Raw genomic sequence first — 25,292 nt, forward strand, 5'->3', positions numbered from 1 at the left:
CTGATCCGCAGGCAAGAGCCCGCGGACCACACTTCAGTTGTGGATCGATCGGTATCAGCGCCGGGGCCGGAAGATGAACTCGTCATACTCCTCGATCAGCCCGCGCGCAGCACGCTCGCAATCCTGGGGGCTGTCGGGGATGCAGGTCCGGGAGAGCCCGCGATACACAACGCTGGTCTGCTCGTAGTTGCCCTCGGGCCCTTCGATCAGGCGGGTGCGGATCTCATAGCGTTCACCGGCGAAGAAGCCGTCCTGCAGGGTCGCGGGTGTGCGGGTCTCCGTGGCGACGGAAGCGCAGGCCGTCAAGGCAAGCAGCGCGATGGGCGCGATGGTTTTCAAGGTCATTGTAAAATCCTTCGGTCAAATGATAGTCGGCTTGTCCTGAAGGGTCTACGCGCCAACCCGGGGGATAATTCCCCCGGGCCGGGTCACGTCCGCGTTACTCCGCGGCGGTGGCCGCGGTCGTCAGCTTGTCGAGCGCGCCGGTCATCATCTGAATGTATTGTGCATCCGCCGGCAGATCATGAGCAGCGGCAAAGCTTGCCGGGTCGTGATAGACCACATGTACGACGCCCTCGGCGTCTTCATAGGCCACGACGCGCAGCGGCAGGTCGAGCCCTGCGCTCTGTCCGTCCAGCATCGCTGGGGTGCCGAGCTTCGGATTGCCGAACATCAGCATCTGCGTGGGGCGCAGCTCCATCTCGACGTTGGCCGCACCTGCGGCGTGGTCGACCCGCGCAAACACGGTGGCGCCCGCGCCTTCGACGGCCGCTGCCAGCCGATCAATGGTTTCGGCAACGGAGTGGGGGCTGGTTTTGTGGATCATGTCTGCGGCCCAGGCTGTAGATGCGGTTGCAAGGCCCAGCAGCCCTGCGAGAAAAGCGTGACGGATCATCGGTCTTCCTTGGAATAGTGTACCATCGCGCAACCCTAGCATGGATTGCGGCGATGTCCTGTCACGCCCGCGTGAGAGCCGCTATTCAGCGGCTTTCAGCGGAGCGGCCTGCTCGGGCGTCGTGGAGGCCAGCGCCGCATCGTCCCAGAGGATCTCGCCCGACACCACGCGATACGCGTCTTTCTGGAGCGCCCAGTCCCGCGCGGCTCGGCTTGCGCGGCCCATGGACATCTTGGCCAGAAGCGTCGCGAACCACTGCACATAGGTGGTGGCCCAGACCCGGATCGCGAGCATCGAGGGTGTCACCACCAGCGTCAGCACCGTGGCGATCCCCAGCCCGAAGACCACGGCCGTCGCCAGCTGTTTCCACCAGAGCGCGGTGGGGCTGTTGAAGGTGTAGCCGCCGTCGGCAAAGTTCAGGCTCAGCCCGATCATCATCGGTGCAAGGCCCGCCATGGTGGTGATCGTGGTCAGCAGCACCGGTCGGATCCGAGCCTGCGCTGTCCGGATGATGGCCTCGATCCGTGGCATGTACTGGCTGTATTCCTGGTAGGTGTCGATCAGGATGATGTTGTTGTTCACAACAATCCCTGCGAGCGCCACGATGCCGGTGCCTGTCATGATAATCGAGAAGGTCTGATCCATCACCAGCATCCCGATCAGCACCCCCGTGGTCGAGAGCACGACGGCCAGCAGCACCAGCACGGCGTTGTAGAAGCTGTTGAACTGCGCCAGCAGGATGATGAACATCAGCCCCAGCGCTGCGGCAAAGGCCGAGGAGAGGAAGGCCTGGCTCTCTGCCTGCTCTTCCTGATCGCCGGTCCACTCGAAGCTGATGCCGGCGGGCAACGGATCGGTCTCGAGCCACGTGCTCAAGACCCCGATGCGCTCGTTGGCGTTGATCGGGACGAGACGGAGGCTGCCGGCGTCGATCCCGGCCTGCAGGTCGCGATCCGCATCGGCCAAGCGGTTGGTGATCTTGTAGGCCGTCTGATCCGTTCCGGTCAGATCCGCATCCGCCGCGGCGGGGCGCAATACGGCGAGGGTCTCTTCAACCTCGACGCCGTCCTCGCGGCGCGTCTCCACCAGCTTCATCAGCCCTGCGCCCACGTCGGCCTTCACGTCGAAATAGCGCTTCTGCTCGATGCGGTTGATCTCGGCCAGCTTCGGCACCGGCGTGCGGGTGATGAAATTCGAGAGCGGCACGAGCCCGTCGTCGGTGCGGACCTTGAGCGTGTCGAGCGTCGACAGGACGCGATAGTCCTCGGGCAGGCGCACGCGGATGTCGATTTCCTCGTCCGAGCTGTCCACGCGCATGGTGTCAAGCATCAGCCCCCGCGTGACCAACTGCACCATGGCGCCGACAGCGGCCACATCGGCGCCATAGCGCCCGGCCTTCTCCACATCGACGTCGATCTGCCAATCAATGCCGGGCAGGGGGCGCGAATCCTCGATCAGCGTAAGCCCCGGCGTGCGTTCGAACTCGGCCCGCGCAATAGCGGCCGCCTCGGTCAGTGTTTCGAAGTCATCGCCCTTCAGGCGCAGATGCACCGGCTTGCCGGAGGCCGGCCCATCCGCCACTTCGAGCACTTCGGTCTTGATGCCCGGCAGCGTCGCAAGCTGCTCTGTCAGTTCGGCGATGACGATATTGCCGTCAAGGTCCAGCCGGCCCGCGCGGTCTTCCCACGGGATCGTCTCGAACTGAACCTGACCGATCAGATCCTTGGGCCGCGCGCCGCCCGAGGTATCGGTGTTCAGCCCGCCCTGTCCGGCAAAGGAGAACGCGTTGGCGATACCGGGATGCGCCAGCACGATCTCCTCGGCCTGACGGACCAGCGCGTCCTTCTCATCGAGCGAGAGGTTGCCGCGGGCAAGAACGTAGACAACACCCTGTTCGGGCTCCGATTCGACGAAGAACTCCACGCCGCGACTGTTGTTGGTGAAATACATCAGCACGCTGCCAACGAAGATGAACACGGCGCCTGCGATGACGAGCGGCATGATCGGGTTGCCGGCAATTCCGGCGATGACGTGTCCGAAACCCGACCGCCGATAGCCCGCGCGGATCTCCCGCGGCTCGGCACGCACAAGGCGGTCTGCCACCCCGCGGCCAAAGCGTCCCATCCGGGTCAGGAACGCAAAGAGCGACACGAGCAAGAGCAGAAAGCCTCCCAGTGCAACGAACAGGCAGGCCGTGGCTGCAAGCAGCAGCAGGAAGACCACGAAGAGCGTGGGGATCACCGAGGAGACGATTTGCAGGCTGTCCATCTGGGCGAACCGGCCTTCGACGATGCCAAAGATCGGCCCCATCGCGCTCGATACCGCAATCATCACCAGCGCCACCGGGAAGAGCGCGAGGTGCAGATAGAGCTTCAGTTCGGCGATGGCGGTCATGTAGTCGGCCATCCAGCGCTCCAGCCGTCCGGTGACGCCGCCCATCACAGGCAGGTAGATCAGCGCCACGACCAGCGAGGCCGAGAGCACGAAGATCAGCGTGACCGGCAGCATGCCCATGAATTCGCCCGGCACACCGGGCCAGAACAGCATGGGCAGGAAGGCGCAGAGCGTCGTGGCCGTCGACGAGATGATCGGCCAGAACATGCGCTTGGCGGCTTCCACGTAAGCGCGCATCGGGCCTTCGCCCTCCTGCTGACGCTTGTCCGCGTATTCGACCACCACAATGGCACCGTCCACCAGCATCCCCACCGCGAGGATGAGCCCGAACATGACGATGTTGGAAATCGAGATGCCCATGATCGCCAGGAAGGCAAAGCAGAGCAGGAAGGACGTGGGGATCGCAAAACCCACCAGGAGGGCCGCCCGGATGCCAAGTGCGGCCAGCACGACGATCATCACCAGCGCGATGGCGGTGAAGACAGATCCCTGCAGCTGCTGCACCATGCCATTGACGATGCGCGACTGGTCGTTCGAGGTGCCGACCTCGACGGCCGCCTGCAACCCTTCCGGCCACTCGGCCTTCTTCTCGGTCACGATCTGCTTCACCAGATCGGCTGTGTCGATCAGGTTGAAGCCCTTGCGTTTCACGATCTGCAGCGCGATGGTGTTCTGCCCGTTGAAACGCGCCGTGCCCGCACGGTCCTCGAAGGTCGGGTTGATGTCGGCGAGATCGCCCAAGGTGACCACCCGGTCGCCGTTGGTCTTGACCGGCAGATCATAGATGTCCTGCGGCTCATCGAAAGACGACGGGATCTTGACCGCGAACGTGCCCTGCGCCGTATCCACTTCACCGGCGGCAATAAGCTGGTTGTTGTTGCGGACGGTATTGATCAGCTCGGTTGCGGTCACGTTGTAGGCTTCGAGGCGCAGCGGGTCGATAAGCACCTCGATCATCTCGTCCCGGCTGCCGCCGATCCCGGCTTCCAGAACCGCATCCAGAGCTTCAAGGTCGTCCTGCAAGTCCTTGGCAATACGGATCATCGTGCGTTCAGGCACCGGGCCCGTGAGATTGACGATGATGATCGGAAACTCGGAGAAGTTGATCTCGTTGATGGTGTATTGCTCGGCGCCCTCGGGGAAGTCCGCCTCGGCCTTGCCCATGGCGTCGCGCACATCCGCAAGCACCTTGGTCTTGTCCCAGCCGAACTCGAACTCGAGCGAGACGCCGGCATAGCCTTCGGCGGCCGTGGCCGACATCTTGTCGAGCCCGTCGAGGTCCGCAAGCTCCGTCTCCATCGGTTTCACGAGCAGCGTCTCGCTGTCGGCCGCGGAGATGCCCGGGAAGGGGACCGAGACGAAAAGTGCGGGGATTTCGATGTCGGGCTCACCCTCCTTGGGCAGGACCGAATAGGCATAGCCGCCCACCACCAGGCTGAGCAGGATGAAGGCGATCACCATCCGTGCCCGGCTGGCAGCCCAGTCGACGATCCCGGTCATTGGCTGAGCTCCCGATAGGTGGGCGCGACCCTGACGCCCTCGATGACGAATTCCTGACCCAGCACGATGACTTCTGCAGTCTCTGGCAGGCCGGTCAGCCAGACGCCCTCGGGGGTATCGCGCATCAGCGACACCGGGTGAAAGGCCACGATCGCCTCCTCATCAATGGTGCGGATGCCGAGTTTGCCCTCATCGTTCAACGTCAGCGCCGACTGCGGCAGCAGATGCGCCGTCGCGCCCTCGGCCGATATCTCGATCTCGGCGGTCTGGCCGTCGCGGATGCGGTTGTCAGTATTGGGTACTTCGATCTCCACCCGGAAGGTGCGTGTGGTCTCATCCGCCGAGTTGGAGACGAAGGTCACCACACCGCGAACCTCACCACCGCGGGCGTCGGTGTCACCGGTCAGCGCCCCGCTGCCCCGGACCAGCCGCGCCGTTGCATTGGCGCCCAGCTCGACGCGCGCGACCTCGGTTTCCGGCACGAAGGCCACCAGCTTGATCGGGTCGAGCTGGATGATCGTGGCGCAGAGCGACCCAGGCTGGAGCAGCGAGCCCAACTCGGCGGTATCGCTTTCGAGCACACCGCCGAACGGGGCTCGGATGATCAGGCGCTGGATCTCTTTTTCTGCCGTTGCGACAGCCGCCTGCGCGGTCTGGATGCCCGATTGCGCACCGCGCAGGCCGGCGCGTGCGCTTTCCACGCCAGCCTCGGCCGTGGCGAGCGCCGCCTCGGTGTTCGCGACGCGGGTCGTGGAGGCGAAACCGCTGTCGCTGAGTTTGGACGAGGCGTTGAGGTTGATCCGGGCTTCTTCGAGCTGCGCCAGCGATTCTGTCAGGCGGGCTTCGGCTTCGGGCACGCGCGCTTCGGCCTCGTCGAGTTGCGCCCGCGCTTGGGCGAGTTCCGTGCCGCGCGTGCCTTCGTCGAGGCGGCACATTTCCTGCCCGGCCTCGACACGTGCGCCCTTGCGCAGCGGCTCGGAGACCACGACAGCCGATGTCTCGGCCCGCACGTCTACAGTCCGGGCCGCTTCGGTCTGGCCGCGCAGCGCCACCGCGGTGTCGATCTGACGGGCAATCGAGCGGACCACCACAACCTTCACGAGGCCGGCTGTCTCCTGCTCAGCGGTGTTGACCACCGCGGCGATCTCCTCCGTCTCGGGCGTGTCGCTGTCGTCAGCGCCGAAGAGAGCCACCAGCCGCGGTCGGTCCAGGATGAAAAGCGACAAGGCACCCGCGACAATCAGGGCTGCCAAAACAGAAAAAATACGCATGTCGATCGCCTCGAAATGGATCTATTCACGTCCACGCAGGGTGCCATGATCCATGACGTGGTGCGCGTTCCATACGACAGTTACGCTAAACTGACCAGTTCAGATTAGTTATTTCCGCCCGATATGGCAATGATGGCTTCGGGCGGTCGTTCCACCAGGTCTTGGCTTGCCTGCACAGCCAAGGTATGAGGGGCGAAATTCGATGTCGGCAGGTGGTCATGAGCGACACAGACAGTTTTATCAACGAGGTCAATGAAGAGGTCCGGCGCGACCGCCTTTATGGCTACCTGCGACGGTATGGCTGGATCGGTGTCCTGCTGGTCGTTCTGATCGTCGGCGGTGCGGCCTGGACGGAATACCGCAAGGCGGTGGCGCGCAACGAGGCACAGGCGCTTGGCGATGGCATGCTCGCGGCCCTGAGCGCGACGAATGCAGAAGACCGGGCCGCAGCGCTGTCAGGGCTTGGCGCGGATGATCCAACCGCACAGGCGCTCGTTTCCATGTTGCGGGCGTCCTCGGCGCAGGAGGCAGGCGATATCGAAGCGGCGGTCGCTGCGCTGAACGCGGTGGCGGTGAATGGCGAGGTCAATCCGATTTACCGCCAGATCGCGAGCTTCAAGGCGCTGACCCTGCAGGCCGACACCCTGGATGCCGACAGCCGCCGCCAGCAGTTCGAAGCGCTGGCCGCACCCGGGGGCGCGATGCGGCTTCTGGCGCTGGAGCAGCTCGCGCTAATGGACGTCGCCGCGGGCGAGACGGACGCCGCGATTGCGGGGTATCAGGACATCCTGCGCGATGCCGCCGTGACCCCGGACTTGCAACAGCGCGCCTTACAGGTGATTGTGGCGCTGGGAGGCGAACCCGATCTCGACAACCTGCCAACGACGGGGAACTGATCCCCGCATCAGGCACGAGAGGGAGCGCAGCGGTCGAAGGTATGGGTAAAGCGAGCAGGGCATGATCAAGTTTCCGACAGTCTCGGTGCGGGCGCACACGGGTTTGGCGCTGCTGGCCGCGGCGGTGTTTCTGACCGCCTGCGCGGAAGACGACATTATTCTGCCCGGCAAGCGCGAGGACATCCGCTCGGTGCTGCAGGACGGCGAGGCGGTGCCGCTGGCAGCCGAGACAGAGGACGCACCGCGTCCCATTTCCCTGCCCGCACAACAGACCAACAGCGACTGGACCCAAGGCCCCGGCTCGCCCGCGTTCCGCGTTGCGCACCCGGCGCTCGGCGCCAACCCGCAACGCGTCTGGTCGGCCAACATCGGCGCGGGCGACGGGCGCCGGCAGCGGATCACGGCAGATCCGGTGGTGGGCGGCGGGCTGATCTACACGCTTGACGCCGAGACGCTGGTGACGGCCACGTCACCCACCGGAGAGACCGTTTGGCGCCGCGACGTCACATCCGTCCGCGACGACGCGGGGGCGGCGACGGGGGGCGGCATCTCCTTCAATGACGGGCGGCTCTACGTGTCACTGGGCTACGGCGCACTGGTCGCGCTCGATGCCGCGACGGGCGAGGAGATTTGGCGGCAGGACCTGGAAGGCACCGGCTCCGGGCGCCCGACGATCTTTGGCGATCTGGTCTATACCACCTCCGGCGATGATACCGGCTGGGCGCTGCGCGCCGAGGATGGTCGGGTCGAGTGGCAGCTGACGGCCTCGCCCGATGTGAACAACGTGCTCGGCGGCCCGGCACCGGCTGTGGCCGACGATTTTGCCATCTTTGCCTTCGGCTCGGGTGAGATCCAGGCCGTGTTCCGACGCGGCGGGCTGCGGCGTTGGGATGCCTCCGCCCTTGGCCAGAGGTTCGCGCGCGCGCTCGGCACGGTCAGCGATGTGACCGGCGCGCCGGTCATCTCCGGCAACACCGTCTACGTGGGCAACCAGTCCGGGCGCATCGTGGCGCTGAACTTCGGCTCGGGCGCACGCGAATGGACGGCGCGGGAAGGGGCGGTCGGGCCGGTGCTGCCCGCGGGTGACAGCATCTTTGTGGTTTCGGATCTGGGTGAGCTGCTGCGCATCGACGCCTCGGATGGATCGCGCATCTGGGGCGCACAGCTGCCCAACTTCGTGAAGGACCGTCCGCGCCGTCGGGCCGAGATCTTCGCGCATCATGGTCCGGTTCTGGCGGGTGGGCGGATCTATGTGGCCTCCAACGACGGGTTGCTGCGGGGGTTCGATCCGGAGAGCGGTGCGTTGGTCACCTCGACGGAGATCCCCGGCGGGGCGACAACGGCTCCGGTGGTGGCGGGCGGCGTGCTCTATGTGGTGTCGACCAACGGCCAATTGCACGCTTTTCGTTGACGCCCAACTGCGGTAAAGCGCGGCCTTACCCGGAGTGTCGGAGCCTGTGAAATGTCCTTTACCCTCGCCATCGTGGGGCGGCCCAATGTCGGCAAGTCAACGCTGTTCAACCGTTTGGTGGGCAAGCGGCTGGCGCTGGTCGACGATCAGCCGGGGGTAACCCGGGACCTGCGGGAGGGGGCCGCGCGCCTCGCGGATCTGCGCTTTACGGTTGTGGACACCGCGGGCCTGGAAGAGGTGACGGACGACAGCCTGCAGGGCCGCATGCGACGTCTGACCGAACGCGCCGTGGAGATGGCCGACATCTGCCTTTTCATGGTCGATGCGCGCGTGGGCATCACGCCCTCTGACCTGGTCTTTGCCGATATCCTGCGCAAGCGGGCCGATCACGTGATCCTGGCGGCCAACAAGGCCGAGGGCGCGGCGGCGGATGCCGGGGTGCTCGAGGCTTACGCGCTGGGGTTGGGCGAGCCCATTCGCCTCTCGGCAGAGCATGGCGAAGGCCTGAACGACCTTTATGCACAGCTGATGCCACTGGCCGATCACTACGCGGCGCGGGCCGATGCCGAGGCGCCAGAGACGGATATCGCGCTCGATGAAGATGAAGGCGATATGGAGGCTGATATCCCCATGCCGACCGACCGCAAGCCCTTGCAGGTGGCGGTGGTCGGACGGCCGAATGCGGGGAAGTCGACCTTGATCAACCAGATCCTCGGTGAGGACCGCCTGCTGACCGGGCCGGAAGCCGGTATCACCCGCGACGCGATCTCGCTGCGGGTGGACTGGGCGGGGCCGGACGGGCAGGCCGTGCCGATGCGGATTTTCGATACCGCAGGCATGCGCAAGAAGGCCAAGGTGCAGGAGAAGCTCGAAAAGCTTTCGGTGGGCGATGGCTTGCGGGCCGTCAAGTTTGCCGAGGTGGTGGTCGTCTTGCTCGATGCGGCCATCCCGTTCGAACAGCAGGACCTGCGTATCGCCGATCTGGCCGAGCGAGAGGGGCGCGCGGTGGTCGTCGCGGTCAATAAATGGGACATCGAGGACGACCGGCAGGGCAAGCTGAAGGCGCTCCAGGAGAGCTTTGAACGTCTGCTCCCGCAGCTGCGCGGGGCGCCGCTGATCACGGTGTCGGCGAAGACAGGCCGCGGGCTCGATCGCCTGCATGGCGCGATCCTGCGGGCCTATGAGGTCTGGAACCGCCGGGTGACGACCGCGCAGCTGAACCGCTGGCTTTCGGGCATGGTCGAGGCACATCCACCGCCTGCGCCGCAGGGCAAGCGCATCAAGCTGCGGTACATGACGCAAGCCAAGACGCGCCCGCCGGGCTTTGTGGTCATGTGCAGCCACCCCGACAAGGTGCCGGACAGCTACACCCGCTATCTGGTCAATGGGCTCCGGCTGGACTTCGACATGCCGGGCACGCCCATTCGTCTGTGGATGCGGGGGCAAAGCGATGCGAACCCCTACAAGGGTCGCAAGAAGGCGGCGCCCTCGAAACTGCGCAAGCACACCGAAGGTCGGCGCAAGGCGTGATGCACCGAGGGGCGGCCTGAAAGCCCGCCCAACCCGGCCGTTGCTGCCCGTTGTGCTGGCAGGTGAGGTGGGCTTTCAGGCCACCTCGTGCGACCGGCGCTCGGACCGCAAGGCCTTGTAGGCGGGGATCAGAAGTGCGGCGGCCCCGCCTGCCGCAAGCGCCGCGATCAGTTGATCGCCAGCCCTGTTCTGAACGACCACCGCGACCAGCGCCCAGATGACCGCAAGCGCATAGGTCGGGGTGCGCCTGAGGCTCGACTGGACCGCCGAGGCCAGAACCAGAGCGATGAAGACAAAAATCAGAGCTGCCGCCTGCGCATCGAGATAGCCATAGCCGGCCGAGACCAGCCCCAGGGCCACGCAGCTGGCGGCGCTGAGCCAGCCGGCGTAGAGACCAATGGGATAGGCTGCCCAGATGCGGTCGGCCTCGGGCGCGCGGTAGAGGGCGAGAAGGGCGCTCAGCAGCATGACCCAGATCAGCACCGCGGCCCAGACCGGGCTTTGTACGGCCACCGGCAGCCAGCTCGTCCCCACTGCCAGTGAGACGCAGAGCGGTGCGCGCATCGCCTGCCAGCGTGGATCTTGCGCGCGCCGCAGCAGGCCAAACCCCATGCCTACAATCAGCCACAGATAAATCACCCCCCAGATCGCAAAGGCGTAGCCGGCGGGCTGAACGGGCGGCGCAACCTGCGGCACCGGGAACTGATCGGGCTCGAAGCCGCCGAAATCCGGCACCAGAAGCGGCGAGGCGGCAAAGCTGAGCGTCAGGGCCGCGGTAAGCGCGGCGAGCAGGCGGGGCGACATGAGACATCCTTTCCTTGGGCCGGGCCGGCGCCCGTTACCGGTGCGTGCGCTGCATTAAGCGCCTGCGATGACACTTCTGTCATCTCTAGGGCAGCGAAGGGGAATGGCAAATGGCATACATCGCGATTTTCTGCGACGGCACGTGGAACTCGGCGGCAAGCGGTCCGGCGACGCATGTCTTGCGGCTGTCGACGCTTTGTGCGCGCAGCGTTCATCAGAAGGTGATCTACTTCGAAGGCGTCGGCACCGGCAGCGGCATGGTCAGCGCGTTTGGCCGCTGGCTGAGCAAATGGGGCGGGGGCCTCTTCGGCTGGGGTCTCAATCGCAACATACGGGCCGCCTACCTCGCGCTCTGCCAGTGCTACCGACCGGGCGACAAGATCCTGATCTTCGGCTTTTCGCGCGGGGCCTACACCGCGCGCTCGCTCGCCGGCATGATCCGCAAATGCGGCATCCTGTCCGAGCCGACACCGGGCAACGTGCGGCGGGCATTCCGTCTCTATCGGCAGCGCGGGCCGCATAATGCGCCGGATGCCCCGCATATCCGGGCAGCGCGGCAGAAGCTGTCGCCAAAATTCGCAACCAGCCAGGCGGATGTGCTCGCTCGCAGCGATGACAGCTGCCTCGTGCGGATCGCCTATCTCGGTGCCTGGGACACGGTTGGCGCGCTCGGCATTCCGGAGAGCGTCTTTGGCCGCTGGGCGGATTGGTGGAATGCGCGCTACGCCTTTCACGACACGCGGCTGTCTCACCTGGTGGAATCCGCGCGCCATGCGGTCGCGCTCGATGAGCGGCGGCGGCCCTATGTCCCCAGTCTGTGGGACAATCTCGACGCCAGCGCAGAGGGGCCGGGCCTGAATCTTGGGTTTGAGGGCCCGGAAAGGCCGTACCAGCAGACATGGTTTGTCGGGGATCACGGCATTGTCGGAGGCTCCGCGCGGACGCGCGCGCTGACCGAGCGGACCCTCACCTGGATCTGGGAGGGCGCGGCCGCGCAGGGGCTGCAGCTGAAACCCGGTATGGCGCTGCCGCAACTCACGCCGGATCCGGCGGCTGCGACCGACGAGATCGATGACCACGGCTGGATCTACCGCCTCGTCCCGGCGGCGCTGCGGTGGCGGTCGGGCCCGACCCGGGCCCGCGATCTCGATGACAGCGTCCGGCTTCGGCTGGCGGCCCGCCCCGAGTACCGACCGGCCAGTCTGCGGGCGCTGATGCCGGGCCTCTCACGGCTGGACGCGGATCGCCCCGCGCGGTAGGAGGCCGCAGGGAAACTGACAAGGCAGAGCATCATGCAGAGCGAACCGGAGCCGGAGGTGCTCGCCACCGTGCAGGCGTCGCTGGGTCGGCGCATCCTTGGCATTGGTCTCTTGGGCGTGCTTGGCGTGCTGGTGATCTATGTGGCCTTCATGACACCGCCCAGTCTGGGCTGGCAGGCCTTTCTGATCGGCCTCGGGGTCACGGCGCTGCTGGTGGCGGACGCGATGCGCCGCTCGACCTCCCATGTGCTTGAACTGACACGCAGCGAACTGCGCGAACGTGGTGGACGGGTGATCGCCGAGGTGGACACGATTACGGGCATCGACCGCGGCGCCTTCGCCTTCAAACCGTCGAACGGATTTCTGTTGCGGCTCGACGCCCCCGGGACGCGACAATGGCGGCCGGGGCTCTGGTGGCGTGTCGGACGGCGGGTCGGCGTCGGCGGCATGACACCGGGACGTCAGACCAAGTACATGGCCGAAATCATAGCTGTCATGCTCGCCGAACGCGACGCGGGCTAGGCGCAGGCTGCGTTGCCATCCCAGCTGATCGAGGGCGCGCGCCGGGGCCGCGTGAAGATGAAGTTGTGGATGTCGTGGTCGCCGATGCCGATGTTGAACGGCGCAGAGTACCGCGACCAGGTCTCGACGACCGTGATGCGCTCGAAGTTGGGCAGGATCGGCAGCAACTCGTCCCAGCCTTCGACCTGTGCCGTCGTTGCGGGCGGCAATACCCCGATCGATTGCGACCAGTCGCAGACATAGCGGTTGTTGGCCGCATCAAACCAGACCGAAGTGATCCGCACCGTTGACGGTTCAGGTGATCGGGCGAGGCTGTCGAAGAGGCTGCGCGCGCCCGTCATGTAAGCGACGTTCAGAGCACGGTCTTCACGCGAGACCATATCGCCGATGGTATAGGCCGCTTTCTGGTTGATGCTGTGCTGCCGGTACGCATCGAAGATCGTGACCGTCGCCATGTAAGCCCAAAAGAGGATCGGCGCGATAATCACTGCTTCCAGCGCGATGTTCGCGTCTTCGGCGCGGCGGAACCGACGCAGCGCGGCGCGGGCGCGGGGGATATAGGACAGGGGCATCAGATGGGCTCCTGCACGAAGGCCGACATGGATATCATCTTCACCTTGCCGGCGCCGTCCTTGCTGAACGAGCGGCCCAGCCCGGTTGTGGGGAACACGGGGTCGAATTTCACGCAGGCGCGCATGATCATCAATTGGTGCTCGACGCCGTTGGTGAACCCGCGTGGCTGATTGATCGGCTCCGACACATCGACGCAATCGACGACATCGGACAAACCGACATAGGCAAAGGGATCGATGGGCTCCATCTCGAGACGCAGCGTGGTGTCACAATTGTTGGCGCCACCACTGTTCAGAAAGCCCGCGTAGTCGCAAACCTTCTGCTTCACAACCGGGTGGTCGAAGTCGACTTTGCCGTCGTTGTCTAGGTCGATCCCGGTGTTGAGGCGGATTTCGCGCACCGCGAGATCGAGACCGCGGTCGAGGAAGAGTTGCCGCATCGAGTAGATGCCGAACTCGACCGAGGCCAGGAACATGCTGAAGATGGCCGGCACGATGATCGCGAACTCGATGATCATGTGGCCTTCTTCGTCCTTGCGGAACCGCTTCAGGCAAGAGGAGATGCGGGCGATCATTGGGTCAACCTCAGTTCGTTGATCTGCCGCGCGATGGTCGAGAACGCGGCGGCGATTTGCTCCTTGCCGCTGGCGCGGAAGAAATGGCTGTCGCTGGAGGCGCAGTATCTCATCTGATCCTCAGGCGTGCCCGGCGCTTCGAAGGCAATGGTGTAGATGACCACGTTGCGGCTGGTTTCTTTCGCGAGATCGCATTGCTTCTTGAAGTTCGTGACGTTGCTGGACTGCGATGTCATTTGCTCGCGATCCGACTTGCGCGCGTTGAGCTCCCTTGTGGGGTTCTCTTCGTGCATCGTGTCCTTTGGCCGCACCTGTTCGGTGATCTGACCATCTGTCATCAGCACGATGTACTTCACGGTTTCGATGTCGTTGAACGGCAGGGGCCGGTCGGCAAACTGCGGCGGCACAAGGCCATTGGCAGGTTTGGCCATTTCGGCAAAGTCAGGCTGAGAATCCGGGTTGAGCAGGGCCAGGGCCCATTTCATCGCGTAATGCGTTCCCGTCCCGTCGTGCATCCGCATGGTGTCGATGCGCTGCTTCAACTGGGCGGCATTGTTGGACGCGTAGATGATCGACGTCTGGTCCTGCGGGCACCAGCCCCAGTCCATGACGGAGCGTGTTGTGCCTCCGGGTTGTCCCTCTTCCAGAGGCTCGCCGTTTTCGTCGAACATGACGGGATCGCCATCTGCATCCCTCACGATTTCAGTGGCGATCTTCCAGTTCATGAAGTGCGCCGTCTGCTGGTAGACCCCCTGCGACGGCAAACGGTCATGCAGGAAGTCGGACGAGCTGGTCAGGTCGAAATCGATACAGGACGACAGGTTCGGATAGACATAGCGTGCGTCCGGGTCGCTGCCGGTGCCTGCATCTTCATCCTCTGCCAACTGCGTGTTGTTGAAGAGCTCATTGACGCCGCCTTCATTCTCGTCAAGCGCTTGAGCCTCGTAGCGGACACCGCCCAGGCGGTTGAACATGAAGGGCCCGGGGTTGGTCTGGCCCGCGTAGGGAATGAGGTTGATCGACGTGGTGTTCGCCGCCGGTCCCAGCAGCACGATGTCGATGAAGTCCTTGGCTGCGGGCCGCAAATTATCCATCCGATCCGAGAACCGCATGGAACCCGAAATGTCGAGCACAAGCGAAATCTCGACATTCGGCACGTCTTCGATTGCCTGGCTGAAGGCGGGTACGGGTAAGCTGTCAACGCCGAGCAGAGCCATGAACTGCGTGTTCGTGCGCATGAAAGCCTGGGCCGTCACGGTCCGGTAATTCAATCCCTGGTCGGGATTCACGGCCGTCAGATATTCGCGAAGGCCGGTCTTATCGAAATAGTCTTCGACAACTTCGGCAGGCGGCCGCGTCTGATCGAGGTCTGCCGCTGCCAGAACGGCGCGGTCGACCGTATTCTGAAGCGCCGTGCGGCGCATTTCGTTCTGCATCAGGTCAACACCGATCCCGGCAACCATCAGCATCATGAGCATGATGAAAACCGAGAAGATGGTCACAACGCCATCTTCGTTTCGTGCGAAGTCAGACAGGCACCGTGGCCGCGTCTCGAGATCCTGGGGCGTCTCCGGCGAAATACGTGTCATGCGATTACCAACTCATTTTTCAAAACGGCCATCCGGCCTTGAAGCTTGACCGTGCGTTATGCAGGGCCAATGTGGCGAAAAGCGGGCGGAACCCGGCGCCAGGCTCGAAAATGCGCGAAATTTTAGTCGTATGACGGCAGTTTGCGCCGGTGCTCGGAAACAATAGGGTCGCCGAAGGGCTGACCGTTTCCGGATGGTAACCTCTGACCGGTCAGGCTGCGTTCATACCAAATTCACACTTCGCCCAAAAAACTGGCAATGGACGACTCACCATCATAGGGTGCCATTGTCGCCAGACGCGAAACAGTGACCGCCAACAGGAGAGAGACATTGAACAAGCACAGCATGGAACCGGGTTTCCGGGATAGCGTCGATCAGATGTTCAATCGGGCGGTTGGCCTGATGGATCTTTCGCCTGGGCTGGAAGAGAAGATCAGGGTGTGCAACGCCACCTATACGGTGCGGTTTGGTGTCCGTCTTCGCGGCAAGATCCATACGTTCACCGGCTATCGCTCTGTGCATTCGGAGCATATGGAGCCGGTCAAGGGCGGCATCCGCTATTCACTGAATGTGGATCAGGACGAGGTCGAGGCGCTGGCGGCGCTGATGACGTACAAATGTGCGCTTGTGGAGGCACCGTTCGGTGGCTCGAAGGGCGGGCTCTGCGTCGACCCGCGCGACTGGGACGAGCATGAGCTGGAGCAGATCACCCGGCGCTTTGCCTATGAGCTGATAAAGCGGGACCTGATCAACCCCTCCCAGAACGTGCCGGCCCCCGACATGGGCACGGGCGAGCGCGAGATGGCATGGATCGCCGATCAGTACAAGCGGATGCACACCACGGATATCAACGGCAACGCCTGTGTGACCGGCAAGCCCCCGCATGCGGGCGGCATCGCGGGCCGGGTCGAGGCCACGGGGCGCGGTGTGCAATATGCGCTGCGGGCGTTCTTCCGCGACGACGAGGGTGTGAAGAAAGCGGGCATGAGCGGCGATCTCGACGGCAAGCGGGTGATCGTGCAGGGGCTCGGCAACGTGGGGTATCACGCGGCGAAATTCCTGCGCGAGGAGGATGGTTGCCTGATCACCGGGATCATCGAACGGGATGGGGCGCTCTTCAATCCCGAGGGGCTTGACGTGGAGCGCGTGCGCGAGTGGATCGCGAAACATGGTGGCATCTCGGGCTACTCCGACATGCATCACGTTGAGGATGGCGCCACTGTCCTTGAGGAAGAGTGCGACATCCTGATCCCCGCCGCGCTGGAAGGGGTGATCAACCTGCGCAACGCAGACCGGATCAAGGCACCGCTGATCATCGAGGCCGCGAATGGCCCCGTGACCGCCGGGGCCGACCAGATGCTGCGCGAGCGCGGCGTGGTGATGATCCCGGATATGTATGCCAACGCAGGTGGGGTGACGGTGAGCTACTTCGAATGGGTGAAGAACCTCAGCCACATCCGCTTTGGCCGTATGGGGCGGCGGCAGGAGGAAGCGCGCCACCAGTTGATCGTGAGCGAGCTGGAGCGTCTGTCGCGCGACAAGGAACTGCACTGGGAGCTGAGCCCCGACTTCAAGCAAAAGTATCTCCGCGGCGCGGATGAGCTGGAGCTTGTGCGCTCCGGCCTCGATGACACCATGCGCATCGCCTATCAGGCGATGGCGGATGTCTGGCATGCGCGCGACGACGTCGAAGACCTGCGCACCGCCGCCTATCTCGTGGCCATTGACCGGGTGGCCAAGAGCTACCGCGCCAAGGGCTTGTGACCCGCAGGCACCAGGGGTAACGTCCGGCGCGACAGGTGCGGGTGACCGCGGATGCCGCCACCCGCACCGTGCGATCTCGGAAAGGTGGGCCTATGGCGGATGTTGCGTTCTCATGCTCTTGCGGCAAGCTGAAGGGCGTCTTGCACGAGGCCTCACCCGCCACTGCGTGCCACCTCACGTGTTACTGCAAGGATTGCCGCGCCTTTGCGCGGCACATGGGCCAATTGGACAAGCTCCTGCCTGGTGGTGGCAGCCCCATCGTTCAGATCCTGCCCGCGCGGGTGGAGATCATCGAAGGGGCCGAGCAGATCGCCTGTTTGCGCCTCTCGCCCAAGGGGCTGCACCGCTGGTATGCCAGGTGCTGCAATACCCCGCTGGCCAATACGCCGGGCAGCTCGAAGATCCCCTTCGCGGGCATGTGGCGGCCGCTGTTCGAGAGCCACGCCGAGTTTGGGCCGGTCGTGTCATTGGGCTTCACCAAGATGGCCCTTCCGGGCGGGCCGCGCCGCGACAAGGGGCTCATGCGGATGCTGGGCAGTCTGATCGCGCGGTCGGTCGCGGCCTACCTCAACGGCACCGCCCGGCAGTCACCCTTCTTCGACGACACGGGCGCGCCGGTCGCGGTGCCAGAAGTGATCAGTAAGGAGGCACGCGCCGCCGCCTACCGGGAGTAGCAGGCTGCGGTCTTTCCGCGACATGACAGGTCGGATTCGGTCGTGGAGGCGCCGCATCTCTGCTGCTAGTCTGCGGTGAAACCGACGGAGTGTCCCACGTGAAGTTTTCTGGCCTGCGCGTTCTGAAGGAAGGGCTGACAGGCAATGTCGGCTGGACGCCGCATTGGCGGGATCCGGAGCCGAAGCCGGAGTATGACGTTTTGATCATCGGCGGCGGCGGGCATGGTCTGTCCACTGCGTACTACCTCGCGAAGAACCACGGCATGACGAATGTCGCTGTTCTCGAGAAGGGATACATCGGCGGCGGCAACATTGGGCGGAACACGACGATTGTGCGGGCGAACTACTTTTTGCCTGGGAATTCAGAATTCTACAGCCATTCCTTGAAGCTCTGGGAGGGGCTCGAGGAGGATCTGAATTACAACGTGATGCATTCGCAGCGCGGGATCATCAACCTCTTCCACTCGGACGGTCAGCGTGATGCGTTCGTGCGGCGTGGCAATGCGATGGTGAACCAGGGCGACGATGCCATCCTGCTCGACCGCGAGGGCGTGCGCGCGCATCTGCCGTATCTCGATTTCGAGAACACGCGCTTTCCGATCTACGGCGGGCTCTATCATCCGCGCGGCGGGACGGCGCGGCACGACGCGGTGGCCTGGGGCTATGCGCGGGGTGCTGATATGCGCGGGGTGGATCTTTTGCAGAATTGCGAGGTCACCGGCATCGACATTGAAAACGGCACGGTGCGCGGAGTGCAGACCACGCGCGGGGCGATCCGCGCGAAGAAGGTCGGGATCGTCGTGGCCGGGCGCTCCAGCCAAGTGGCGGCGATGGCCGGAATGCGTCTGCCGATCGAAAGCCATGTGCTGCAGGCTTTCGTGACCGAAGGGTTGAAACCCTGCATCGACCATGTGGTGACTTTTGGCATGGGGCATTTCTATATCAGCCAGTCCGACAAGGGCGGGCTCGTCTTCGGGGGCGATCTGGACTTCTATGCCTCCTACGCGAGCCGCGGCAACCTGCCGACGGCGGAGCATGTGATGGAGGCGGGCATGACGCTGATGCCGATGATCGGCAAGGCCAAGCTATTGCGCAGTTGGGGTGGGATCATGGATATGACGCCTGACGGTTCGCCGATCATCGACAAGACGGACACCGAGGGTCTCTTCATCGATTGCGGCTGGTGTTACGGCGGGTTCAAGGCGGTTCCGGCCTCGGGCTACGCCTTTGCGCATCTAATGGCAACCGGGCAGCTTCACGAGACGGCCGCGGCGTTCCGGCTCGACCGGTTCCGGACCGGGCGCGGTATCCTCGACGAAGAGGGCACCGGCTCTCAGCACAATCTGCATTGAGGGGCGGCTGAGCGTGCACCAGGTTTTGAGTATTTTTGGACGGGTGAAGGGGAGGGCGCGCGCATGCGGCTGACCTGTCCGATCTGCGGCGCACGGGATCGGCGCGAATTCTACTATCAGGGCGATGCGGTGGCGCTGGATCGGCCCGCGCCGGGTGCAGGTGTGCAGGCCTGGGACGACTATGTGCATCTCCGGGATAATCCGGCCGGCCCGCGCCGCGAACTCTGGCATCACGAGGCGGGCTGTGGCGCCTGGCTGGTCGTCGAGCGCAATACCACGACCCATGAGGTCCATGGGGTGACCTTGGCCATGGCTGTCGCGGAGGCGCGGCGATGAGGATTGACGGCAAGGGGCTGATCGACCGCGCCCAGCCTCTGCGGTTCCAGTTCGAGGGGATCGGACACACCGGGTTCGAGGGCGATACGCTGGCCTCGGCTTTGCTCGCCAAGGGCGTGCGGCTGATGGGCCGGTCGTTCAAGTACCACCGTCCGCGCGGTGTGCTGACCGCCGGCAGCGAAGAGCCGAATGCGCTGGTGACCATCGGGCGGGGTGCGGCGCAGGAGCCGAACGTGCGCGCCACCATGCTCGAGATCTACGACGGGCTTGACGCCCGCGCCCAAAACGCCTGGCCGTCGCTGCGTGCCGATGCGATGGCCATCAACGATGTCGCCTGGCCGTTTCTGGGCGCCGGGTTCTACTACAAGACCTTCATGTGGCCGCGCGGGTTCTGGGAACGGCTCTATGAGCCGCTCATCCGGCGTGCAGCCGGGCTGGGCGCTCTCAGCGGCGCACATCATCCCGATCGATCCGAAAAGGCCTATGCCTTTTGCGATCTTCTGGTGATCGGCTCGGGGCCTGCGGGGCTGGCGGCGGCGCTGACCGCCGGGCGTGCCGGAGCGGATGTGCTGTTGGTCGAGGAAGACAGTCTCTTCGGCGGGCGGCTCAATGCCGAGACCTTCGAGGTGGATGGCCTTGCCGGCCCCGACTGGGCGGCGCAAACGGTGGCTGAGCTGCGAGACATGGAGAATGTGCGGCTGATGACCCGCACTTGCGTCGTCGGCGCCTACGACCATGGGACCTATGCCGCAGTCGAGCGGGTGGGCCCGCACGGGGCCAGGCGCCCGGAGGGCGGGGTTGCCGAGACCTTTTGGCGAATTGTGGCGAAACGCGCGATTCTCGCAGCCGGGGCGATCGAACGGCCCGTTGCCTTTGAGAACAACGACCGGCCGGGCATCATGACCGCAAGCGCCGTGCGCGCGTACCTCAACCGTTGGGGGGTCGCCTCTGGCCAACGTGTGGCCGTGTTCGGCAACAATGATGATGCACATCGCACGGCGGTTGATCTGGAAGCGGCGGGCGTCGAGGTTGCGGCGTTGATCGACAGCCGCGCGGAGATCGCGCCGCCGGATCTCAACTGCCCGGTCTATGCCGGTGCCATGGTCACCGGCAGCGCGGGGCGGCTGGGGCTCAAGCGGATCTCGGTGAAGACCGGCCGGGGCAACAAGGATATCGAGGTCGACTGCCTGGCCATGTCGGGCGGCTGGAACCCCACGGTGCATCTGACCTGTCACATGAACGGCCGTCCGACCTGGCGCGCGGATATCGCAAGCTTCGTACCGACGCCGGGCAGCATTCCCGGACTTGTAACCGCAGGCGCATGCAATGGAGATTTCAGCACGCAAGCCTGTCTGAAGGCGGGAGCCGAGGCTGCGGCGGCCGTCCTGAAGGACCTCGGGCTCAAGGCGTCGGGCGGGGCGCGGCTGGCGGAGGCGGAGGACAGTCCGTACCGGATCGCACCGCTCTGGGCGGTGCCGGGCACCGGCCGCGCCTGGCTCGACTTCCAGAACGATGTGACCGTCAAGGACGTCAAGCAGGCGGCCGTCGAAAACTTCCGCTCGGTCGAGCATATGAAGCGTTACACCACGCAAGGCATGGCCACCGATCAGGGCAAGAATTCCAACGTGGCGGCCCTTGCCCTGCTGGCGGATGCCACGGGTCGCGGCATCCCCGAGACCGGGACGACGACCTTCCGCCCTCCGTTCTCGCCGGTATCGCTCGCGACGTTCGGGGCCGGGGCGCAGGGCATCGGGTTCGCGCCGCAGCGTCTCACCACCTCGCATGGCGAAAGCATAGCGCGGGGCGCGCCGATGATCGAGGCCGGTCTGTGGTACCGGCCCAGCTATTTCCCGCAGAAGGGGGAGACCCACTGGCGGCAGTCCTGCGACCGCGAGGTGGGATACGTGCGCAAGGCGGTCGGCGTCTGCGATGTCTCGACGCTCGGCAAGATTGACCTCCAGGGGCCGGGCGCCGCAGAGCTTCTGGATTTCGTCTATACGAACACCTTCTCCACGCTGAAGGTGGGTCGGGTGCGTTATGGGCTGATGCTGCGCGAAGACGGCTTTGTGATGGACGATGGCACCACCGCACGCCTGGGCGATCAGCACTACGTGATGACGACCACAACGGCAGCGGCGGGCGCGGTGATGCGGCATCTGTACTTCGTGCATCAGGCGCTCTGCCCGCATCTCGACGTGCGCTTCACGTCGGTGACCGAGCAATGGGCGCAATTCGCGGTGGCCGGCCCGAAGTCGCGCGAGTTGCTGAACGGGCTGCTGGATCAGCCCGTCGACAATGAGACCTGGCCCTTCATGGCCTGCGGTGACATGGCGATCGGAGGCATCCCGGGGCGGCTCTTCCGCATTTCGTTCTCGGGGGAGCACGCGTATGAGGTCGCGGTGCCTGCACGCTATGGCGAGAGCCTTTTCAAGCGGTTGGTCGCCCGCGCCGAAGCGATGGGCGGCGGCGCCTACGGGATGGAGGCGCTCAACGTGTTGCGGATCGAGAAGGGGCATATCACCCATGCAGAGATCCACGGCCGCACCACCGCCTTCGATATCGGGTTCGCGCGGATGCTGAGCGCCAAGAAGGACTGTATCGGCAAGACCATGGCCGCGCGCGAGGGGCTGGTGGATCCGGGCCGCGAGCGGCTGGTGGGGCTGAAACCGGTGGGCGGCGACAGCGTGCTGAGCGCCGGCGCGCATCTCTTTGACACCGGTGTGGCCATGACGCGCGAGACGAGCCTCGGCTACACCACCTCGGCGGTCTTCTCGCCGACGCTGGGGCACCACATTGCGCTCGGCTTCCTGCAACGCGGCCCGGAACGGATGGGCGAGGTGATCCGTTGCTTCGATCACATGCGCGGACTCGAGGCAGAGGTGGAGGTCTGCCCCCCGGTTTTCGTCGATCCGGACGGAGGGCGGACCCGTGGGTGAGCTCGTCGGAACATCGCCCTGCGCAGGGGTGCTGCCGCTGACGATCGGCGACGTGCAGGCGGTGGAGGTAGAGCTCGGCCATCTGACCTCGATCGCGCCCTTTGCCGGGCAGGCCACGGCGGCATCGGTTGCACTGGAGGCAGCCCACGGAATGCCTCTGCCCAAGGCCAATTGCACAACCGGCAAGGAGGGCGCGCGGGCGATCTGGTTCGGGCGCGACATGGCGCTGCTTGCAGGCCCGACCTGCGATCCGGCAGTGGCCAAGCACGCGGCGCTGACCGATCAGTCTGACGCCTGGGCCGCGGTCACGCTGTCAGGCCCTTCGGCGGAAGATGTTCTGGCTCGGCTCGTGCCTGTCGATCTGCGCAGCGTCAGTTTCAAGCGCGGCCACACGGCGCGAACGCTGCTCAAGCACATGAACGGCTCGGTCACGCGGCTGGGCCCGGAGAGCTTCCTGATCCTTGTCTTCCGCTCGATGGCGCGGACTCTTGCGCATGATCTCAAAGAGGCTATGGAAGCGGTTGCCGCGCGCGGATAGACTGCGCGGCATCGAGAGTGAGGCGGAGAGAGAGATCGACATGATGCGTTTTGTTCTAGCGGGCGCTCTGGCGCTGACGGCGGCGCCGGCCCTGGCGCAAAGCGAAAAGGAAGTGAGCTGCGGCTATCAGGCCGACGTGGTGGCAGCGGTGCGCCAGGCGCGGCTTGACCGCGTGAAGGAGCGGCAGGTGGAAGAAACCGTGCTCGCGGGCAACCCGAGCTGGCCCGAGAAGTTCAACAACGCGATCCCGCTGGTGACCCCGTGGATCTACGAGATGCCGCGCAAGGATGTGCGCGACAACGATCTGGCGGCGGTTTGGAGGGAAGCCTGCCTCGCGCAGTAGGCTCTGCGCCGGGTCTTTGCTGGACTCTGATCGCCCGGCCTAGGATACTTTCGGGATGAGTCTCCCGCCCGGATTTCTGGATGAGCTACGCACCCGCCTGAGCCTGACCTCGGTGGTCGGGCGCAAGGTCATGTGGGACATGCGCAAGTCCAATCAGGCCAAGGGCGATATGTGGGCACCGTGCCCCTTCCATCAGGAAAAATCGGCCAGCTTCCACGTCGATGACCGCAAGGGGTTCTACTACTGCTTCGGGTGCCACGCGAAGGGGGATGCGATTTCCTTCGTGCGCGAGAGCGAGAATGTTGGCTTCATGGAGGCGGTGGAGATCCTGGCGCGCGAAGCCGGGATGACCATGCCGGCGCGCGATCCGCAGGCACAGCAGAAAGCCGACAAGCGCAGCCAGCTGGCCGAGGTGATGGAACAGGCGGTCAAGTTCTTCCGCCTGCAGCTCAATACTGGTGCGGCGGCGGAGGCGCGGGCCTATCTCGACCGGCGCGGGCTGGATGCGGCGGCGTTGGAGCGCTGGGAGATCGGCTTTGCGCCGGACCAGTGGCAGGGCCTCTGGGATCATCTGAAGGGCAAAAATGTCGAGGATCAGCTGATCCTCGATGCGGGGTTGGCGAAGCCGTCTAGCAAAGGCGGCAAGCCCTATGACACCTTTCGCGGGCGCATCATCTTCCCCATCCGCGACGCGCGCGGTCGGGCCATTGCCTTTGGCGGGCGCGCGATGGACCCCAACGACAATGCCAAATACCTGAACTCGCCCGAAACCGCGCTCTTCGACAAGGGACGCAGCCTCTACAACCACGGGCCGGCGCGCACGGCGGCGGGCAAGGGGCAACCTCTGATCGTGGCCGAAGGCTATATGGATGTGATCGCGCTGGCCGCGCATGGGTTCGAGGCGGCGGTCGCGCCCCTTGGCACCGCGATCACGGAACACCAGTTGCAGATGCTCTGGCGGATCGCGCCCGAGCCGATTGTGGCCCTCGACGGCGACACCGCCGGGCTGCGCGCGGCGATGCGGCTGATCGATCTGGCGCTGCCGCTGCTGGAAGCCGGGCGGTCCCTGCGCTTTGCGATCATGCCGCCGGGCAAGGACCCGGACGATCTGCTGCGGGCCGAGGGGGCACCGGCCTTGCAGAGGTTGCTCGATCAGGCGCTGCCCATGGTTCAGCTGCTCTGGCGGCGCGAGACCGAAGGCAAGATCTTTGACAGCCCCGAACGCAAGGCGGCGCTCGACAAGGCGCTGCGCGACAAGATCATGCTAATCCGGGATCCGTCGATCCGCAGCCACTACGGGCAGGAGCTCAAGGACATGCGCTGGCAGCTGTTCCGCCCACAACGTGCGGCAGGCGGCCGGTCCGGCCGGCAGGGACGTCGATGGGCCGATGCGCCGGCCTCGGCGCTTGCATCGACCAAGGCGTCGGTGCTGGCCGTCTCGGCCGATATGAGCGCCACCGAGCAGCTCCGCGAAGCTGTCATCCTTGCCGTTCTCGTGACCTGCCCGGAGCTTGTCGAGACCTTCGAATCCGGATTGGAGCAGATGCGGTGCAATGACCCGCTTCATGCCGATCTGCGGGACCTGATCCTGCGGCATATGAGCTTGGATGCCGAGGCCATGCGCCACCGCATATCCGACGCCCTGGGGCCGGAGCCCCTTGAAAACCTGTTCGCTCAACGCCATGTCGCCATCGTGCCCTGCATCCGTGTTCCGGGTGATCTTGAAAAGGCACGCATGACAGTCGCGGAGGAGATGGCGAAGTTGCAAAGCGCCCGTGGGCTGGATGCCGAGATTTCCGAGGCCGTCGAAGACCTCGACGGGGTTGCTGACGAGGGTTTGACCTGGCGCCTGTCGGAAGCTGCGCGGGCTGCGGAACAGGCCCGGCGCAGCAGCCAGGACGACAAGGCGGAATACGACATCGCCGACAATGGCGCCGTGCTGAGCCGCGATGAAAGACGCAGATTGGATCACCTTTTGGGACAGATTGACCTCGAGAAGCGGGGGAAATCGTGAAGACGGTCGTCTGTCAGCGGACCCAGCGGGCGAATCACACGCCACGAATGGGGCCGGTTTGAGGCCGTTGCGTGGTGCGTGAAAGCACCACAATCCGGGCGGTTAACCATATTTGAA

General features: G+C 64.9%; 21 protein-coding genes. 13 read left to right on the forward strand and 8 right to left on the reverse strand.

Features of this window, described 5'->3' with window-relative positions; genetic code table 11:
- Window positions 1-54: 54 nt before the first annotated feature.
- The 4 genes from MUB52_RS14270 to MUB52_RS14285 form a co-directional block, all read right to left on the reverse strand.
- On the reverse strand, window positions 55-345 hold the full coding sequence (locus MUB52_RS14270; RefSeq protein ID WP_263844910.1) for a hypothetical protein: 291 nt from the start codon (window positions 343-345) through the stop codon (window positions 55-57).
- Window positions 346-439: 94 nt separating this feature from the next.
- The gene (locus MUB52_RS14275; RefSeq protein ID WP_263844911.1) at window positions 440-895 is read right to left on the reverse strand and encodes a DUF302 domain-containing protein; all 456 of its coding nucleotides are present in this window, start codon (window positions 893-895) and stop codon (window positions 440-442) included.
- A gap of 81 nt (window positions 896-976) precedes the next feature.
- Window positions 977-4,789, reverse strand: coding sequence for an efflux RND transporter permease subunit (locus MUB52_RS14280; protein ID WP_263844912.1), 3,813 nt, complete (start codon window positions 4,787-4,789; stop codon window positions 977-979).
- On the reverse strand, window positions 4,786-6,060 hold the full coding sequence (locus tag MUB52_RS14285; RefSeq protein ID WP_263844913.1) for an efflux RND transporter periplasmic adaptor subunit: 1,275 nt from the start codon (window positions 6,058-6,060) through the stop codon (window positions 4,786-4,788). The genes MUB52_RS14280 and MUB52_RS14285 overlap by 4 nt, the downstream gene beginning before the upstream one ends.
- A gap of 218 nt (window positions 6,061-6,278) precedes the next feature.
- On the opposite strand from MUB52_RS14285, the gene MUB52_RS14290 reads away from it, so the two are divergent.
- The 3 genes from MUB52_RS14290 (at window position 6,279) to der (ending at window position 9,897) form a co-directional block, all read left to right on the forward strand.
- The gene (locus MUB52_RS14290) at window positions 6,279-6,956 is read left to right on the forward strand and encodes a hypothetical protein (protein ID WP_263844914.1); all 678 of its coding nucleotides are present in this window, start codon (window positions 6,279-6,281) and stop codon (window positions 6,954-6,956) included.
- A gap of 61 nt (window positions 6,957-7,017) precedes the next feature.
- Window positions 7,018-8,367: a PQQ-like beta-propeller repeat protein gene (locus MUB52_RS14295; protein WP_263844915.1), complete on the forward strand. Its 1,350-nt coding sequence runs from the start codon at window positions 7,018-7,020 to the stop codon at window positions 8,365-8,367.
- A gap of 51 nt (window positions 8,368-8,418) precedes the next feature.
- Window positions 8,419-9,897: a ribosome biogenesis GTPase Der gene (gene der / locus MUB52_RS14300; RefSeq protein ID WP_263844916.1), complete on the forward strand. Its 1,479-nt coding sequence runs from the start codon at window positions 8,419-8,421 to the stop codon at window positions 9,895-9,897.
- 75 nt (window positions 9,898-9,972) lie between these two features.
- Here the strand turns inward: der and MUB52_RS14305 are convergent, their stop codons facing one another.
- On the reverse strand, window positions 9,973-10,701 hold the full coding sequence (locus tag MUB52_RS14305) for a tryptophan-rich sensory protein (protein WP_263844917.1): 729 nt from the start codon (window positions 10,699-10,701) through the stop codon (window positions 9,973-9,975).
- Window positions 10,702-10,811: 110 nt separating this feature from the next.
- Here MUB52_RS14305 and MUB52_RS14310 point away from each other — a divergent pair, with 110 nt between their 5' ends.
- Together MUB52_RS14310 and MUB52_RS14315 are read left to right on the forward strand one after the other, a co-directional pair.
- Window positions 10,812-11,960 (forward strand): DUF2235 domain-containing protein, encoded by a 1,149-nt coding sequence (locus MUB52_RS14310; protein WP_263844918.1) that lies wholly within the window; start codon window positions 10,812-10,814, stop codon window positions 11,958-11,960.
- A 33-nt stretch (window positions 11,961-11,993) separates the two neighbouring features.
- The gene (locus MUB52_RS14315; RefSeq protein ID WP_263844919.1) at window positions 11,994-12,482 is read left to right on the forward strand and encodes a hypothetical protein; all 489 of its coding nucleotides are present in this window, start codon (window positions 11,994-11,996) and stop codon (window positions 12,480-12,482) included.
- On the opposite strand, the gene MUB52_RS14320 is transcribed toward MUB52_RS14315, so the two are convergent.
- The 3 genes from MUB52_RS14320 to MUB52_RS14330 are packed head-to-tail and all read right to left on the reverse strand — an operon-like array spanning window position 12,479 to window position 15,218.
- Complete coding sequence (locus tag MUB52_RS14320) at window positions 12,479-13,054, reverse strand: TadE/TadG family type IV pilus assembly protein (RefSeq protein WP_263844920.1); 576 nt, start codon at window positions 13,052-13,054, stop codon at window positions 12,479-12,481. The two genes, MUB52_RS14315 and MUB52_RS14320, sit on opposite strands and share 4 nt — an antisense overlap.
- Complete coding sequence (locus MUB52_RS14325) at window positions 13,054-13,629, reverse strand: TadE/TadG family type IV pilus assembly protein (RefSeq protein WP_263844921.1); 576 nt, start codon at window positions 13,627-13,629, stop codon at window positions 13,054-13,056. Before MUB52_RS14325 ends, MUB52_RS14320 begins: the two co-directional genes overlap by 1 nt.
- Window positions 13,626-15,218 (reverse strand): TadE/TadG family type IV pilus assembly protein, encoded by a 1,593-nt coding sequence (locus MUB52_RS14330; RefSeq protein WP_263844922.1) that lies wholly within the window; start codon window positions 15,216-15,218, stop codon window positions 13,626-13,628. Before MUB52_RS14330 ends, MUB52_RS14325 begins: the two co-directional genes overlap by 4 nt.
- A 345-nt stretch (window positions 15,219-15,563) precedes the next feature.
- Between MUB52_RS14330 and MUB52_RS14335 the strand changes: the two genes are divergently transcribed.
- From MUB52_RS14335 to dnaG, 8 genes are all read left to right on the forward strand, one after another.
- A complete protein-coding gene (locus tag MUB52_RS14335) occupies window positions 15,564-16,982 on the forward strand; it encodes a Glu/Leu/Phe/Val family dehydrogenase (RefSeq protein WP_263845012.1) in 1,419 nt (472 codons plus the stop codon).
- Between the two features lie 92 nt (window positions 16,983-17,074).
- Entirely contained in the window at window positions 17,075-17,656 is a 582-nt protein-coding gene (locus MUB52_RS14340) for a DUF6151 family protein (RefSeq protein WP_263844923.1), read from the forward strand.
- A 98-nt stretch (window positions 17,657-17,754) separates the two neighbouring features.
- The gene (locus MUB52_RS14345; RefSeq protein WP_263844924.1) at window positions 17,755-19,008 is read left to right on the forward strand and encodes a sarcosine oxidase subunit beta family protein; all 1,254 of its coding nucleotides are present in this window, start codon (window positions 17,755-17,757) and stop codon (window positions 19,006-19,008) included.
- Window positions 19,009-19,071: 63 nt separating this feature from the next.
- On the forward strand, window positions 19,072-19,344 hold the full coding sequence (locus MUB52_RS14350; RefSeq protein ID WP_263844925.1) for a sarcosine oxidase subunit delta: 273 nt from the start codon (window positions 19,072-19,074) through the stop codon (window positions 19,342-19,344).
- Complete coding sequence (locus tag MUB52_RS14355) at window positions 19,341-22,280, forward strand: sarcosine oxidase subunit alpha family protein (RefSeq protein ID WP_263844926.1); 2,940 nt, start codon at window positions 19,341-19,343, stop codon at window positions 22,278-22,280. Before MUB52_RS14350 ends, MUB52_RS14355 begins: the two co-directional genes overlap by 4 nt.
- Window positions 22,273-22,818: a sarcosine oxidase subunit gamma gene (locus MUB52_RS14360; RefSeq protein WP_263844927.1), complete on the forward strand. Its 546-nt coding sequence runs from the start codon at window positions 22,273-22,275 to the stop codon at window positions 22,816-22,818. The genes MUB52_RS14355 and MUB52_RS14360 overlap by 8 nt, the downstream gene beginning before the upstream one ends.
- 40 nt (window positions 22,819-22,858) lie before the next feature.
- The gene (locus tag MUB52_RS14365) at window positions 22,859-23,161 is read left to right on the forward strand and encodes a hypothetical protein (RefSeq protein ID WP_263844928.1); all 303 of its coding nucleotides are present in this window, start codon (window positions 22,859-22,861) and stop codon (window positions 23,159-23,161) included.
- Window positions 23,162-23,216: 55 nt separating this feature from the next.
- Window positions 23,217-25,175: a DNA primase gene (gene dnaG / locus MUB52_RS14370; RefSeq protein ID WP_263844929.1), complete on the forward strand. Its 1,959-nt coding sequence runs from the start codon at window positions 23,217-23,219 to the stop codon at window positions 25,173-25,175.
- Window positions 25,176-25,292 lie beyond the last annotated feature (117 nt).

It is taken from the genome of Roseobacter sinensis (assembly GCF_025755255.1).
GTDB lineage: Bacteria > Pseudomonadota > Alphaproteobacteria > Rhodobacterales > Rhodobacteraceae > Roseobacter > Roseobacter sinensis.